Raw genomic sequence first — 16,501 nt, forward strand, 5'->3', positions numbered from 1 at the left:
TACTGCGAAATTTAATATTTTACGAATCTTATATTTTACACAAAAATAGTAGTATTAACTCATTAGTTTTTATTTAATAGATGAAGTAAGCTTTTTATTAGATAAACGGAAGTAAAAGTTAGATAATGGTTTTTTTTCATGTAAGTTTTATGTTTACTAAAAAAAAAGAGAGCTATTTTTAAGTAGCTCTCTTTAAGTTTTTTATTTAAAAATTTAATTAATTGATAATTAATTTTTTTGAAATTTTACCTTTATCTGTTGTTATGTTAACAATATAAATTGAAGATGAAATAAAGTCTGTATTTAATTTATTATACGTGCCTTTAATATTTTTCCAACTAGAAACTTTTCTTCCCAAAAGATTAAATATCTCAACGTTATTAATAAGATTATTACTGTTATTTTTAATGACTAATTCGTTGGCACTATTATCTGAATAGATATTAATATTTTTGCTTAACTCTAGATCTCCAGTGCCTAATGCTGCACCTCCAAAAGTTATAATAAATCTTTCAGTATAAGTTCCTTTTGGTAATGTTAATGAAACAGGTCTCGTTAAATCAAAAATTTGTCCCGTAACTAAATCAACCAAATAAATGTCATAACCATCCATGTTTTCTTTTTCATCTATCATCACATGCATAGGATCTTCTGTGATAACATTAAGTCCGAGAGGAATTCTCATGTCTTGAGTTATTTTCCCAATTCCAGCAATCACTAAATTTGATTCTGCTTCAGGAAATTTCCAGAATAAATCATTAGCTTGTAAGTCAAATATTGCACTATCAAAACCACTTTCATAGGCAAATGTATTTCCTTCTTTAAAGTTTAATCCTAATTGTCTGTGTACAACAAAATTATTTTCATTAGTGTAATCAAAACCAAGTTTTAATGTTTTAATTTCGTTATTAGTTCTAAAGAAAATATTATTTGAACCAAAGTCTCTTTGAGAATTTCTAAACCTTATAGTACCACCTAAATTAGCTGAAACAAAGAACCCTTGTCCAACTGCAATAAATTGATCTGGTTCTGTATAAGAATGATTTCCTAAGCCAGCAGTTCCGTCAATAACTGAATTTGCTGCAACTCCCATAGCTTGATTTCTTTGCGAATATCCTCCTTCATAACCAAATTTACCATGACCTTCTGCTTGTGGGTCAGTTGTTGTACTTTCTCCTTTGTGTTCCCAGAAATATAAAGTACCATCAATTACATTTGTATTGTCTGCTATAAATGTTGTCGTATTTATATTACTTGGATATGGATTTCCTAATAAAGAAGCTGTTCCAGGAGAAATCACTTTATTGATATCTCCATCATTAGGAGAGCCTACAAAAGTAAAGTTTTGTGGATTTCTACCTGTACTTTTCATAATATATCCCTCTCCAATATTTACTGGATTAGTATGACCTTTTTGAGCCCAGTCATCTCTTGTTACTCCGTTAAAATAAGAGAATATCCAGTAGCTTGCAATCGTAATTGGATCCGTTTGTGCTCCATTTAAAGATGCTAGATTAGTATATGGTATGAAATTAATGTCTTTTGGTGAAGAGTTTAGAGATGTTGGTGTTGAGCCATCTTTCATAACACTTGCAACGGTAAATGATGTTGCACCTCTAGCTGCTACAACAGGTGATGACCAATAATTATATCTATAGGTGTTAGGTAGGTTAGAGGCTTGATCTCTATATATTTTACCATCCCCTTGTACATTATTATTACCAGTATGCCTTTGAATAATTTGCGCATCTCCAATTAATCTAATTTCTCCATCTAATATGAAATCTTCATCAAACCATAAATAATTATCATTTGCAATAGTAAGTTTAGAATTTGCTTTTACCCAAACACATTCTACTACTGCATTTTCAGTTAAACTTGCATGCGTTAATGTTGCTTCTGCATCAATAATTAGCACTTTATCTACATCTGAAGTTTCATCACTAGGGCCATTTGCATTTCCAGCACCACCTGTCCAAGCATTAGTGTCTCCATTCCAGAAAATTCCATTTATTTCAGAATACGTAAAATATTTAGTACCGTTAAAATCTACATTAGCAACATAATTACTAACAGTATTACCTCCTTGAGTTATATCTTTAGTTGTGTTAATTTGATAATACTCTAAGTTTGTTGTAAAGTTTGAATCGTCTGCAACCTTTAATACCTTTAAAGTGCTAGGAGTGTTAAGTTGAGAGTCGATGTTTGTTACGGGGACAGCTACTTCTACCAAACCAATATTTCCAGTTTCTACTACTTTCCATACTCTATCTAATTGTTTTTCAGGTGCACAAACTATTTCTGTTGTAGTTGTGTTGGTTAAACTAGAATTATTATTACCCCATACTAAGAATGAGTTGTTGCTGCTAATATTATTATTGTTTGCAGGGTTTGAATCTGCAATACTAACATGACCTATAGTTATAATGCCATCGCTATTAACAGAGGAAGATTGCTTTTGCATTAACGCTAAAGCATCATACCTTCCAATTCCAGCGACATCATTATGATAGGTGCTATTAGCATCTCGATCCCAAATAGTTGTTGTCGTTGTGTTGTCATATAAAATATAATCTCCTTCAGTAATATTTGCACTTGTATTAGTTTCATCTAGCGTAAATCCATATTTAATTGCTAAATAACTTTCTACTTGTTGCCTTTCTACGTCAGTATGTTGGGTGCTAAATAGCATTACTTCTGCAACACTACCTGTAATTCCTCTTGTGTTATTTGTTCTATCTCTACCAACATAATATGTATGACCAGCATTTGATGGATTAGAATCAAATATTCTTGAATGTAATTCGTAATTATCTGGTCTAGCTCTTGTTGTAAAATCTATTGCAAAACCATTAACATATTCTGTTCCGTCTCTTACTTCAGCAGGAGTGAAGGTTGCATCATATAGTTGTGAATCATCTGTAAAACCATGACCAATCCCATCTCCATCGTTATTAGTAAACGCGGTAGTAAATCCAGCAGTTGATGTATCATTATATACTATATACATAGAACCTGGATTTAAATTACCAGTATAAGTAAGAAAATCTGCACCGTTATTAAAAGTTACAACGGGGTTAAAGTTTAAATTGTTTGCTGTTACGGTATTATCTGGTGTACCAGCACCAGTAAAATCTGCATTTGATGTAGTTTGATCCTCCCAGTCTGTTACTGTAGCACCTCCTGTTACACCAATATCTGCACGTAACCATAAGGTATTACCCATTACTGCAGGATCTACAGAATCGTCTGAATCATCTCTATAGTCTAAATCTTGTCCAGAACCCGAATCTCCATCCGTATCTGGTAATATACTTGCTAACGGATTGTTTATATCATCATTAGAATCCCAATTTTCTCCTGCTGTTGAGTTAATTCCTTCAAAAGCATCATCTAAACCATCACCGTCAGAATCTGTACCTGAGGCAGTATTCGCCATTCCGTTTTCTTCTATATCTGGTGTTCCATCATTATCTGAGTCTAAGTCTAAATAATCTGGAGTATCTGTATTATCTGTGTTTGTTATTGGAAGATTGGTTGTACCACTATCGTTCACATCTTCATAAATATCATATAAACCGTTTGCTCCAACACTACCAGATGGTGCAACATATCCAGCACTTGTTTGTGCTTCTATATTATCTGGAATACCATCACCGTCTGCATCAATATCTAAAGAGTTAATAATACCATCACCATCTGTATCACAACCCAATATTAAATTTACTTGAGTGGTCGTTAATGCAGTTTCGTAGTATGCAAATTCATCCATTAATCCAGTGAAAAAATTACTACCAGCTGATCCAAATGCATTAGAAGCATTGGCGCCACCAAAACCACTATTATCAGTGTGTTGGGCTAAAGTGCCATAACCTGTTGATAATGTTGGTGTAGCTACCCCATCTAAATATAATGTAACATTACCGTTTGCATATGTTAATGTTATATTATACCAAGTTCCCACATTTAAAGTAGTAAGAGAAGATGTGTCTAGATTTTGTTGTACATTATTTTCTCTAACTGCAGCTTCTAAAACATTTCCATTTAATCTTATCGCAACACCATTACCATTACCACCTTCATCTAGTAAAAATTGTGTTCCAGTAACTGAACTTGGATTTACCCAGAATGAATGCGTGAAGTTCTGAATAGTTTTCTCTAAAAAATCTGCATTTGTACTATAATGTAATAAATAGCTTCCATTAAATGATACAGAATGTGACCCTCTAACCGCATTTGTAGAATAACTAAGTGCGCCTGGATTATTTACTAAATTATGATTTGTAGTAGAATCATCTGTTGTAGAATCAAAACTATAATGTGCTTCATAATTTGGTACAGAAGGTAAACAGTTACTGTTCTCAATTGAATCTGGTATTCCATCATTATCATCATCAATATCTACACTGTCAGGAATTCCATCTCCATCTGTATCAATATCAGATGTAGTATCTCTATAATCTAAATCACCAGCTGCATTAGCATCTCCATCCACATCTGGTAAAATGCTTGATAAAGGATTGTTTATTTCATCATTTACATCATAATCATTAGTGTTTCCACCTTCAAAGCTATCATCTAAACCATCTCCATCAGTATCAGTTCCGCTAGCAGTATTTGCCATTCCGTTTTCTTCAATGTCTGGTGTTCCATCATTATCGGAGTCTAAATCTCTATAATCTGGTAAATCTGTATTGTCATGATTATTGGGAGATAGTCCTGTTGCTGTAAACGTATCATTATTTTCATAAGCACTATCTACACCGTTAGAACCTACATTTCCTGTTGGTACTACATAACTTTGTGTTGTTTGTGCTTCTATATTATCTGGAATACCATCGTTATCAGAATCAATGTCTAAATAATCTGGGTTTCCATTAGCGTCTGTATTTGTTAAAGGTAAATTTGATACAGCTCCTGGAGTATCATTATCCTCATAACTTGCATATAAACCATTGTTACCCACACCACCAGATGGCGCTACATAACCCGCAGTTGTTTGTGCTTCTATATTATCTAAAATACCATCGTTATCTGAGTCTAAATCTAACGAGTTTATAATACCATCTCCATCAAAGTCGTTACAACTAGGCAATGAAACATTTGCTGCTTGTACCCATAAGCTTAAACTTTCATTTGCAGGTATTTCACCATTATTCCACAGTGTTCGTTGATGATCTGCATTCGGAAACCAAGTAAAACCATTTACATTACCACAAGGGTGTATTATTTTTTGATGTAAAAGGAAATTTGAACCGGATGAACAATTTGCATTTACTGTTAATTCTGTTGCTCCTGTACCAGACCAACTATTATTTAGAGTGTTGTCATCACCATTTCCATCATTAAGGTTACCTCTATGTAAAGAAATATTTGAAGTAATTCTAGACAAATAGGTAGCATCAGTTGATGTTGCATCAATTAAACCACCAGAATGAGATACTCTTACACTTGTCGCATCTGTTAACGTTGCTAAAATTGTTGGATTTAGTATACCACGTGCAGCATCTGTTAAGGCTGTTCCTTGTGGTAAATTACCAGCGCCGTTACCAAAATCTACTGCAATTTGCACAAAACCATTTGCATCTACGTATGTAGAGAATTGATTGCCATTTAAATTAAAAAAGTAAACACCGGCGCTTGAAACAGATCTTGCCTGCCCTAATGAAGTAAAAGCAGTGCCAACTGAAGTACCGTCAATACAAGAATTACTAGCATCTTCTACCGTATCTAAAATACCATCGTTATCATCATCAATATCTATTGAGTTTACAATACCATCACCATCAGTATCGATACCAGCTAGATTATCTCTATAATCTAAATCTCCACCTGAATTAACATCAGTATCAACATCTGGTAAAATACTTGATGCAGGTGTATCAATATCATCATTTGCATCCCAAGGTTCATTAGCTGCGCTATTTCCACCTTCGAAAGCATCGTCTAACCCATCTCCATCAGAATCTGTACCTGTTACAGCATTTGCCATGCCGTTTTCTTGAATATCAGGAGTTCCATCTTCATCAGCATCTGTATCTCTATAATCTGGTTCGTCTGCTAAGTTATCTGTATTTGTTGGTGTAAGACCAACTGCATTATAATTGTCTGTAAAATCGTAGGCATTATCTAATCCATTTACGCCTACAGTACCAGAAGGTGCAACATATCCTAATGTTAATTGTGCTTCTATATTATCTGGTATACCATCGTTATCAGAATCGATATCTAAATAATCGGGTATTGTCCCTGATGCATCAGTATCAGAATTAGGAATTGGTAAGTTTGATATTCCACTTTCATTAACATCTTCATAAATATCATATAAACCATTTGCACCTACTGCTCCAGTTGGAGCAACATAACCTGCAGTAGTTTGTGCTTCTCTATTATCTATGATTCCATCATTATCAGAATCTAAATCTAAAGAATCTACAATACCATCTCCATCCGTATCTCTAGTACAAGAAAAATAAGCACCTACCACTGCTTCAGCAACTTCAAATCTACCACCAGATCTATTAATCATTTCTACTTGAATATACTGTGTATTTGAATCTAATACATAATTTATAGCTGTTACATTTGTGGCTATTACTGATTGATCGATAATAAAGGGGTTTGTGCCATTTCCTAAATCTTGAGTTGCATTTGTTAATTCGGCAACTCTTAGTTGTTTTGCTCCTGTATTATTTTTCCAAATATGAAATGTGATTGTAGTACCAGAAGGAATTATTCCTCCTAAATCTAAAACAAAATATTCTCCATTGCCATTTAAATGTACACCTAAATTATCTGAAATAATTCCATCATTTATAGTAAGAAGACCACTGTTAATTCCAAAATTTGCACCTATACTACCAGGTGGACCACTAGGATTATTAACACAACCTTCATCAGTATCTAATATTCCATCATTATCATCATCAATATCCACAGAATCTGGAATTCCATCACCATCAGTATCTAATCCGTTAACCGTATCTCTATAATCTAAATCTCCTACAGTATTTACATCGGTATCACTATCTGGTAAAATACTGGAAGCTGGCGTGTCAATTTCATCATTAGAATCGTAATCAGTAGTATCACTACCTTCAAAAGAATCGTCTAAACCATCACCATCTGTATCTGTTCCAGAAGCAGTGTTAGCCATTCCGTTTTCTTCTAAATCTGGTGTTCCATCATTATCAGAATCGGAATCTCTGTAATCTGGTTCATCTGTTAAATCTGTATTGGTTGGATTTAAAGCTGTTGGGTTATAAGTGTCATTATTTTCATAAATACTATAAACTCCATTTGAGCCAACAACTCCAGAGGGAGCAACATAACCAGTTGTAGTTTGTGCTTCTACGTTGTCTGGAATACCATCATTATCTGAATCGATATCTATATAATCTGGATTTCCATTAGAATCTGTATTGGTAAGTGGTAAATTTGAAATCCCACTTTCATTTACATCTTCATATACATCATATAAACCATTTGCTCCAACATTTCCAGCAGGTGCTGTGTAGAATCCTGTATTTTGCGCTTCAGCATTATCTAATATACCATCATTATCGGCATCTAAATCTAAATGATTTGGAATTCCGTCTAAATCAAAATCAAAATGATCTTGAACTCCATCATTATTAACATCTCCTAAATTTCCACCACTACCATTATTATCTGAGTCTAAATAATTAGGAACTCCATCATTATCTGCATCTGCACTTGGGTCTGTACCAGTTGAATTTTCTGCGGTATCTGGAATACCATCATTATCATCATCTATATCTACACTATCATCTACTGTATCGCCATCTGAATCAAGTACTTCTATTGCATTTACGTCGTCGACAGAAAACAAAAGTGCTTCCCAGTTAACTCCTTCAGGTGTTCCTTCAAAAGTTGCGTCTGCACCTGGAAAGACTCTAAAGCGCATTGTTGTTGCATCTGCAACAAAAATAAATGTATTTTGAGACCAAACATCTTGAGAAACATTTGTTATAGTTACCCTTTGATAAGTACCAAACTGATATTCAAAAAAGTTTAAATATGTACCGGCATAATATGCGTTATTTCCACTTCCACCATTTGCATTTGTTCTAGCAGTCATTGAAAATACTCTTAATTTATAAATCTTTCCAGGAATTAAACCAGTAATATTAGTTTCAACATTTTCTTCAAAACCGTCACCCCCTATATCTCTTAACGTAATAAAACGGACATCTCCAGTTGGAGGCAATGGTAATTGACCTCCAGGAACATTCCATGAAGCACCTGCACCAACAAATCCCTCTCCTCCAGCTATATCTCTATTAGAAATGTCAGGAGTACCATCAATACCATCATCTGCTTCCTGCCAATCAATTGGATTACAATTCCCACAAATAGCAGAGGAAGAACCTGTACCTGGGATAGTTTGTGAAAAAGATTGCGTGTTTGTTAATAACAATAGTGCTAAAACAAAAAAGAAAATAGCATTGTTACCTACTGGGAATAGTCTTAATAATTTCATATAAAATTATATAATTCATAAATTACTGGGGAACAATAACAAGCAAAAATACAGTTGTATATCTATATATGCAAATTTAGAGTAATTTATTTGCGATGTGTTAAGTGGTTGTAGGTTAGTTTGTTGAGTGTTGATATGAAAAAGTTAGTTAATAATTTCGTTTATTTTTAATAATGAAATTTCTATCATCTAATTTTATAATAGACATAAAAAAATAAAATAAACTCTTTTTTACTTGGATATTAAATTTTTCTAAGCATATATTTGCATTCACAAAGTTCAATAACTTATTGAAATGTTATCAAGAAAGGTGGAGGGATTAGACCCGTTGAAACCTTAGCAACCCTTTAGTAATAAAGAAGGTGCTAAATTCTACCCTGTGCTGAACTAGTTTCAGTATCTCATTAAAAGAGATTGGATAGATAACAAAAATGAATTTTCTATTTCTAGAACATTCAATTTTCTTAATAACATTTTTCGAGTAAGGTTCATCAAAATAATTGATGCATTTGACTTTTGGTTTAATTAATTATTAACTCAAAAAACTAGAAAAATGAGTACATTAAAATTAGCAACAAACGCATTGCACGCAGGACATGACGTAACTGCCAATGCAGGAACTAGAGCAGTTCCTATTTATCAAACAACATCGTATGTTTTTAACAATTCAGAACATGCTGCAAATTTATTCTCTTTAAAAGAATTAGGATTTATTTACACACGTTTAAATAATCCAACAAATCAAATTTTACAAGAGCGATTAGCTGCTGTAGAAGGCGGAATTGGAGCTGTAGTTTTTGCTTCTGGAACATCTGCAATTGCTACAGGTTTATTAACGTTATTAAAATCTGGTGATCATATTGTGGCGTCAAGTAGTTTATACGGAGGAACGTATAATTTATTAAATGTAACGCTAAAAAGATTCGGAATTACAACTACGTTTGTAGATGCTTCTAATCCAGAAAATTTTGCATCAGCAGTACAAGATAATACAAGAGCATTTTTTGTAGAATCATTAGGAAATCCAAAATTAGATGTCTTAGATTTAGAAGCAATTGCTGTTCATTCTAAAGCAGCTGAAGTTCCTTTTATTGTTGATAATACAGTAGCTACACCTGCTTTATTAAATCCATTAAAACATGGAGCAAATATTGTAATTCATTCGTTAACAAAATATATTGGAGGACAAGGAACTTCTATTGGAGGTGCAATTGTAGATGGAGGAACATTTAATTGGGCAAATGGTAAATTCCCAGAATTTACTGAGCCTTCTGAAGGATATCATGGATTAGTATATCATGAAGCATTAGGTGCTGCTGCATTTACTTTTAAATTAATTTTAGAAGGTTTACGTGATTTAGGTGGCGCATTAAGTCCAACAAACGCGTTTAATATTATTCAAGGTTTAGAAACGTTGCCAGTTAGAATTAAACAGCATTCAGAAAATGCTTTAGCATTAGCAAAATGGTTAGAGCAACAAGATGAAGTTGCTTGGGTAAATTACCCAGGTTTAGAAAGTAGTAAATATAATTCTTTAGCTAAAAAGTATCTACCAAAAGGACAAAGCGGAATTGTAACATTTGGTGCTAAAAAAGGATTTGAGGCAGCAAAAAATATTGCAGACAATACTAAGGTATTCTCTTTGTTAGCAAATATTGGTGATACAAAATCATTAATTATTCACCCAGCAAGTACAACACATCAACAATTAGATGAAGCGGCTCAAGCAAGCGCTGGTGTTTCTCAAGATTTAATAAGATTATCTGTTGGTATTGAAGATATAGAAGATTTAAAAACGGATTTAAAAGCAGCATTTGCTGAAATAAAATAAAACAAAACTTTGAGCAAGAATTTGCAACATATCGATATTCTTAGTTTTACTACAGAAAGTGGTACACAATTTAAAGACATCCAATTAAGTTATCAATTGTTTGGTCAAAAATTGGGTACTGCCCCTGTGGTTTTGGTCAATCATGCATTAACTGGTAATAGTGATGTTGCTGGCGAAAATGGTTGGTGGAAAGATGTAATTGGATCGCATTTAGCGATTGATACAAATCAATATACCATTCTTGCTTTTAATATTCCTGGAAACGGTTTTGATGGTTTTTTAATCGAAGATTATAAAAGTTTTATTGCAAGAGATATTGCAAATATCTTTTTAATCGGATTAAAAGAATTAAAAATTGATCAACTATTTGCTTTAATTGGAGGTTCTTTAGGTGGTGGAATTGCTTGGGAAATGACAGTTTTAAATCCTGATATTACTCAACATTTAATTGCTGTTGCTACCGATTGGAAATCTACGGATTGGTTAATTGCAAATTGCCAAATTCAAGAACAATTCTTAGTAAATTCCAGCAATCCTGTTCACGATGCTCGCATGCATGCTATGTTGTGTTACAGAACACCAGCGTCTTTTAAAGAACGTTTTCATCGCTCTAAAAATGACGAATTAGAAATCTTTAATGTAGAAAGTTGGTTGTTGCATCATGGAGAAAAATTACAAGAAAGATATCAGTTAGCTTCCTATAAATTGATGAATCAATTATTGAAAACAATTGATGTTACCAAAGGAAGAAAAGAAGAGTCTATTTTAGAAACTATAAATGCTGATATTCATATCGTCGGAGTAAATTCTGATTTGTTTTTTACTGCTGAAGAAAATAGAGAAACGCATCGAAAATTAGCATCAAAACATGCAAATGTAACTTATAACGAAATTGATTCTGTTCATGGTCATGATGCATTTTTGATAGAATACGAACAATTAGAAAAAATTATTGAGCCAATTTTTAATAAAGACTCAAAAAATAGAAAAATGAAGATTTTAAAGTTTGGAGGAAAATCATTGTCTAATGATGGAATTCCACACGTACTTGAGATTATTGAAAAGAAAATCAATAATAAAGAAAAAATTGCAGTTGTCGTTTCTGCAAGAGGAGAAGCAACAGATCAATTAGAAGAAATTTTAGAAAGAGCTTCAAAAAATAAAGAATTTCAAACTTCGTTTGATGCTTTTAAAAATTATCAAAAAAAGTTAACTCCTGAGGTCGATTTTTCCGAAGAATTTTCTCGTTTAAAAAACCTTTTTGAGGGCGTAAAATTATTAGGAGATTATAGTCAGAAAATAAAAGATGAGGTGTTGGCACAAGGAGAATTATTGTCGATTAAAACCTTGTCGAATTTATTACAAGAAAAAGGTATAAAAGCCAATGCAACTGACGCTAGAAATTTACTAAAAACCGATGAGAATTTTGGTGATGCAAAACCGTTAAGTAACGTTTCTAAAGAAAATATTATAGCTCATTTTAAAAAGTACAATGGCGCTACAGTTAATGTTATTACTGGATTTATTGCTTCTAACTTAAAAAATGAAACTACAACGTTAGGTAGAAACGGAAGTAATTATACAGCAGCACTTTTAGCAAATTATTTAGATGCAGAGGAGTTGCAAAATTACACACATGTTGATGGTATTTTTACTGCAAATCCAGATTTAGTTTCTGATGCAAAAAAAATTGAAGAATTATCGTATTCAGAAGCGAATGAATTAGCAAATTTTGGAGCCAATATTTTACATGCAAAAACCATCATTCCGTTATTAGAAAAGAATATAAATTTACGTATTTTAAATACGTTTAATCCAGAAGATAAAGGGACATTAATTACGGCAAAATCTACATTAAAAGGAATTAAATCGTTATCAACATTAAACAATGTTGCTTTAATTAATTTTGAAGGTAGAGGTTTACTTGGTAAAGTTGGTATTGATGCTAGAATTTTTAGAGCCTTAAGTAATAAAAATGTAAATGTAAGTATCATTTCTCAAGGATCATCTGAGCGTGGTATTGGTTTTGTTGTCGATAAACATAAAGCAAAAGATGCTGTTGAAGCGCTAGAATTAGAGTTCGAAAATGATTTATCTACACAAGATGTGCACCAAATATCTGTGATAGATGATGTGTCTGTAATTTCTATTATCGGTCAAGATTTAAGTGAATTTCATTTACCATATAATGCATTGATAAAAAATCAAATAGTTCCAGTATTATTTAATAACTCAATTTCTGGTAAAAATGTGAGTTTGGTTGTTAAAAAGAAGCAATTAAACAAAGCTTTAAATGTAATTCATGGACAAGTTTTTGGAGTCGCTAAAAAGATAAATATTGCATTATTTGGTAAAGGTTTAGTTGGTGGAACGTTAATTGAGCAAATATTAGAAAACGCAAAAACGATTTTAGAAAAACGTAAAATTCAGTTAAACATTTTTGCGATAGCAAATTCTAAAACTGTTTTATTAAAGCAAAATGGAATTTCTAAAAACTGGAGAAAAAATTTAGAGGATTTAGAAGATGATAAAAATGCAATAAATTCGATTATAGAGTTTGCAGCTAAACATCATCTAGAAAATTTAATTGCAGTAGATAATACAGCAAGTGTTCCTTTTACAGAAAATTATATTTCATTAGTAAATGCTGGGTTTGATTTAGTTTCGTCAAATAAAATAGCCAATACCTTGTCTTTTGATTTTTATAAAGAATTAAGAAGAACTTTAGAAAATAATAATAAAAAATATTTATACGAAACTAATGTTGGTGCAGGTTTACCGTTAATCGACACAATTAAATTATTACATGATTCAGGTGAAAATATTACAAGAATTAGAGGTGTTTTCTCAGGTTCATTAAGTTATATTTTTAATCGTTATTCTGCCGATGATGTATCTTTTGATACAGTGTTGCAGGAAGCAATTGATAAAGGTTTTACCGAGCCAGATCCAAGAGAAGATTTATGTGGGAACGATGTTGCTAGAAAACTACTAATTTTGGCAAGAGAATTAGATTTAGAAAATGAGTTTGATGATGTGAAAATAGAAAATTTGATCCCAACAGCTTATAGAGAAATATCTTCTCAAGAATTTTTATCAGACTTAATAGTTTTAAACACTAATTTTGAAGATAAAAAAGGAAGTCAAGATGAAAATCATGTATTGCGATATATTGGTGATTTATATGGAGATTTATCACAAACAAAAGGGGATTTGGATGTGAAATTAGTTTCAGTACCAACAAGTTCTCCGTTAGGAAGCTTAAAAGGTTCGGACGCAATATTCGAGATTTATACAGAATCGTATGGTGAGCAGCCTATTGTAATTCAAGGAGCAGGAGCAGGAGCAAAAGTAACTGCAAGAGGTGTTTTTGGAGACATTTTACGATTAGCAAATAATAATTAATTACTATTAAATGATTAAAAAATTAAATAATTCAATTAAGAGTTTTTATTTTTTAATCTTTAAATTATTCAATAAATAATGAGCGATTATCATTTTGAAACGGATGCAATTAGAAATCAAACAGAAAGATCACAATTTTCTGAGCATTCTACACCTTTATATTTAACTTCAAGTTTTGTTTTTGATGATGCTGAAGAAATGAGAGCTTCTTTTGCAGAAGAAAAGCAGCGAAATTTATACAGTAGATTTTCAAATCCCAATACAACAGAATTTGTAGATAAAATTGTAAAAATGGAAGGTGCTGAAGCTGGTTATGCTTTTGCAACGGGTATGTCTGCTGTTTTTTCAACATTTGGTGCGTTGTTAAACGCAGGAGATCATATTGTTTCATGTCGTTCTGTATTTGGATCTACACATTCTATGTTTACCAAATATTTACCTAAATGGAATATTGAGACTAGCTATTTTAAAATCAATGAAACTGAGAAAATTGAAAGTTTAATTCAGCCGAATACTAAGGTTTTATATGCAGAAACACCAACGAATCCAGGAGTTGATATCATAGATTTAGAGTTGTTAGGTGAAATTGCAAAAAAACATAATTTATTATTAATAATAGATAATTGTTTTGCAACACCTTATTTACAAAATCCTATAAAATTTGGAGCTGATTTGGTTATTCATTCAGCAACTAAATTAATTGATGGTCAAGGAAGAGTTCTTGGAGGCGTTACAGTTGGTAGTGAAGATTTGATAAGAGAAATTTATTTATTCTCTAGAAATACTGGGCCAGCAATGTCGCCATTTAATGCATGGGTTTTGTCTAAAAGTTTAGAAACGTTATCAATTAGAGTAGAAAAGCATTGTGAAAATGCGATGAAAGTAGCTGAATTTTTAGAAGACAATGCAACTGTAAATTTTGTAAAATATCCGTTTTTAAAATCGCATCCTCAATATGAAGTAGCAAAGAAACAAATGCGTTTAGGAGGTAATATTGTTGCTTTCGAAATAAAAGGAGGTATTGAAGCTGGACGTGCTTTTTTAAATAAAATTAAGATGTGTTCTTTATCAGCAAATCTAGGAGATACAAGAAGTATTGTTACGCATCCTGCATCTACAACGCATGCAAGTTTATCTGAAGAAGATAGATTAGAAGTTGGAATTACAGATGGTTTGGTTAGAGTTTCTGTAGGTTTAGAACATGTAGATGATATTATTGCAGATTTAAAACAGGCTTTACAATAGTTTTTTATTTGAGTATATTTGTAGAATATGCTTTCTAAAAAAACAAAATACGGAATTAAAGCGCTTACTTATTTAGCAAGACAGGAAGATAGAAATCCTGTGCAAATTGCTACAATTTCTAAGAGCGAAAATATTTCTTTAAAATTTCTAGAAAGTATTTTGTTAACGCTTCGAAAAAATGGTTTTTTAGGTTCTAAAAAAGGAAAGGGTGGTGGATATTACCTCCTAAAAGAACCTTCAGAAATCAAAATGACTTCAGTTATGCGTGTTCTTGAAGGTCCAATAGCTATGGTGCCTTGCGTTAGTTTAAATTTCTATGAAAAGTGTGATGATTGTCCTGATGAAAACCTTTGTGCTGTCCATAAATTAATGATTCAGGTTAGAGACAATACGCTAGAAATTTTCAGAAATACTTCGTTAGCAGATTTGTGTAATTGCTAATACAATAAGTCAATTCTTAACTTAATTCAATATTCTTAATATTTTACATAAAAATTTATTAATCTACTAAATCTATAGGATTTAACGAATTATTCACTTTCATTCTTATTTTTATTAATAAAAATGCATTATGTTTGCATACTCTATTGAATTAATAGGGTAATAAAAATGTTGAATTATTATGATTTTAGATCAGGTGATTTTAAATAAAAAAGAAGCAAAAGGAAGTTTTGAGGATGATAAAAATTCTGAGAAACCGATACGTAGCGTAGCAAAAGCATTGAGTTGGAGAATTGTAGGGACGCTAGATACGTTAGTGGTTTCATATTTTATCAGCGGAAAAATAGCATTAGCAGCTACCATAGCATCCGTAGATTTTTTAACAAAATTAGTGTTGTATTTCTTTCATGAAAGAGTTTGGAATACTATAAAATGGGGGAGATAATGAGTTTACAAGCAGAATTAAATTTAGAAGAATTAAACGAAGGATTAAAGAATTTAAATCCTAAACAAATAGTGGAATGGGTTTTTGAATTGAATAAAAAAACCATCATCACAACTAATTTTAGACCTTATGAATCCGCCATTTTAGGACTGGTTTCTAAGGTGAATCCATCTACAAAAGTTATTTGGTGCGATACAGGTTATAATACTCCGCAGACATATAAACATGCTGAAGAATTGATTGAAACATTAGAGTTGAACATCCATTTATATGTTCCAAAACAGTCTGTAGCACATAGAAACATAGTGTTAGGATTGCCTTCTGTAGAGGATCCAAAACATGTAACGTTTACAGAGCAAGTAAAGTTAGAGCCATTTAAAAGAGCATTGGCAGAACATCAGCCAGAAGTATGGTTTACAAATTTAAGAAAAGGGCAAACTGCCTTTAGAAATAGCATTGATATTTTATCATTTAGTAAAGACGGAGTCTTAAAAGTAAGTCCATTTTACAATTATTCTGATGAACAATTAGATGCGTATTTAGAAGAAATTAATTTACCAAATGAGTTCAAATATTTTGATCCAACAAAGGTAGAAAGCAACAGAGAGTGTGGTTTGCATATATAAAAGAC

At 32.1% G+C, this 16,501-nt stretch carries 7 protein-coding genes and 1 riboswitch; of the genes, 6 read left to right on the top strand and 1 reads right to left on the bottom strand.

The features are described 5' to 3' along the window. Nucleotides 1-217 precede the first annotated feature (217 nt). On the bottom strand, nucleotides 218-8,503 hold the full coding sequence (locus tag OD91_RS12655; RefSeq protein WP_144896743.1) for a LamG-like jellyroll fold domain-containing protein: 8,286 nt from the start codon (nucleotides 8,501-8,503) through the stop codon (nucleotides 218-220). Nucleotides 8,504-8,798: 295 nt separating this feature from the next. Further along, nucleotides 8,799-8,932: riboswitch (SAM riboswitch) on the top strand. A 124-nt stretch (nucleotides 8,933-9,056) separates the two neighbouring features. Here OD91_RS12655 and OD91_RS12660 point away from each other — a divergent pair. The 6 genes from OD91_RS12660 to OD91_RS12685 all read left to right on the top strand — a co-directional run bounded on the left by OD91_RS12660 (nucleotide 9,057) and on the right by OD91_RS12685 (nucleotide 16,496). Beyond that, entirely contained in the window at nucleotides 9,057-10,334 is a 1,278-nt protein-coding gene (locus tag OD91_RS12660) for an O-acetylhomoserine aminocarboxypropyltransferase/cysteine synthase family protein (protein WP_144896744.1), read from the top strand. A 9-nt stretch (nucleotides 10,335-10,343) separates the two neighbouring features. Beyond that, nucleotides 10,344-13,739, top strand: coding sequence for a bifunctional aspartate kinase/homoserine dehydrogenase I (thrA, locus tag OD91_RS12665; RefSeq protein WP_144896745.1), 3,396 nt, complete (start codon nucleotides 10,344-10,346; stop codon nucleotides 13,737-13,739). Between the two features lie 78 nt (nucleotides 13,740-13,817). Continuing rightward, complete coding sequence (locus tag OD91_RS12670; protein ID WP_144896746.1) at nucleotides 13,818-14,984, top strand: PLP-dependent aspartate aminotransferase family protein; 1,167 nt, start codon at nucleotides 13,818-13,820, stop codon at nucleotides 14,982-14,984. A gap of 27 nt (nucleotides 14,985-15,011) precedes the next feature. After that, a complete protein-coding gene (locus OD91_RS12675) occupies nucleotides 15,012-15,425 on the top strand; it encodes an Rrf2 family transcriptional regulator (protein WP_144896747.1) in 414 nt (137 codons plus the stop codon). A gap of 181 nt (nucleotides 15,426-15,606) precedes the next feature. Continuing rightward, the gene (locus tag OD91_RS12680) at nucleotides 15,607-15,870 is read left to right on the top strand and encodes a DUF2061 domain-containing protein (protein WP_144896748.1); all 264 of its coding nucleotides are present in this window, start codon (nucleotides 15,607-15,609) and stop codon (nucleotides 15,868-15,870) included. Then, the gene (locus OD91_RS12685) at nucleotides 15,870-16,496 is read left to right on the top strand and encodes a phosphoadenosine phosphosulfate reductase family protein (RefSeq protein WP_144896749.1); all 627 of its coding nucleotides are present in this window, start codon (nucleotides 15,870-15,872) and stop codon (nucleotides 16,494-16,496) included. Before OD91_RS12680 ends, OD91_RS12685 begins: the two co-directional genes overlap by 1 nt. Nucleotides 16,497-16,501: the final 5 nt, after the last annotated feature.

The sequence above is a fragment of the Lutibacter sp. Hel_I_33_5 genome, assembly GCF_007827455.1.
Classification (GTDB): domain Bacteria; phylum Bacteroidota; class Bacteroidia; order Flavobacteriales; family Flavobacteriaceae; genus Polaribacter.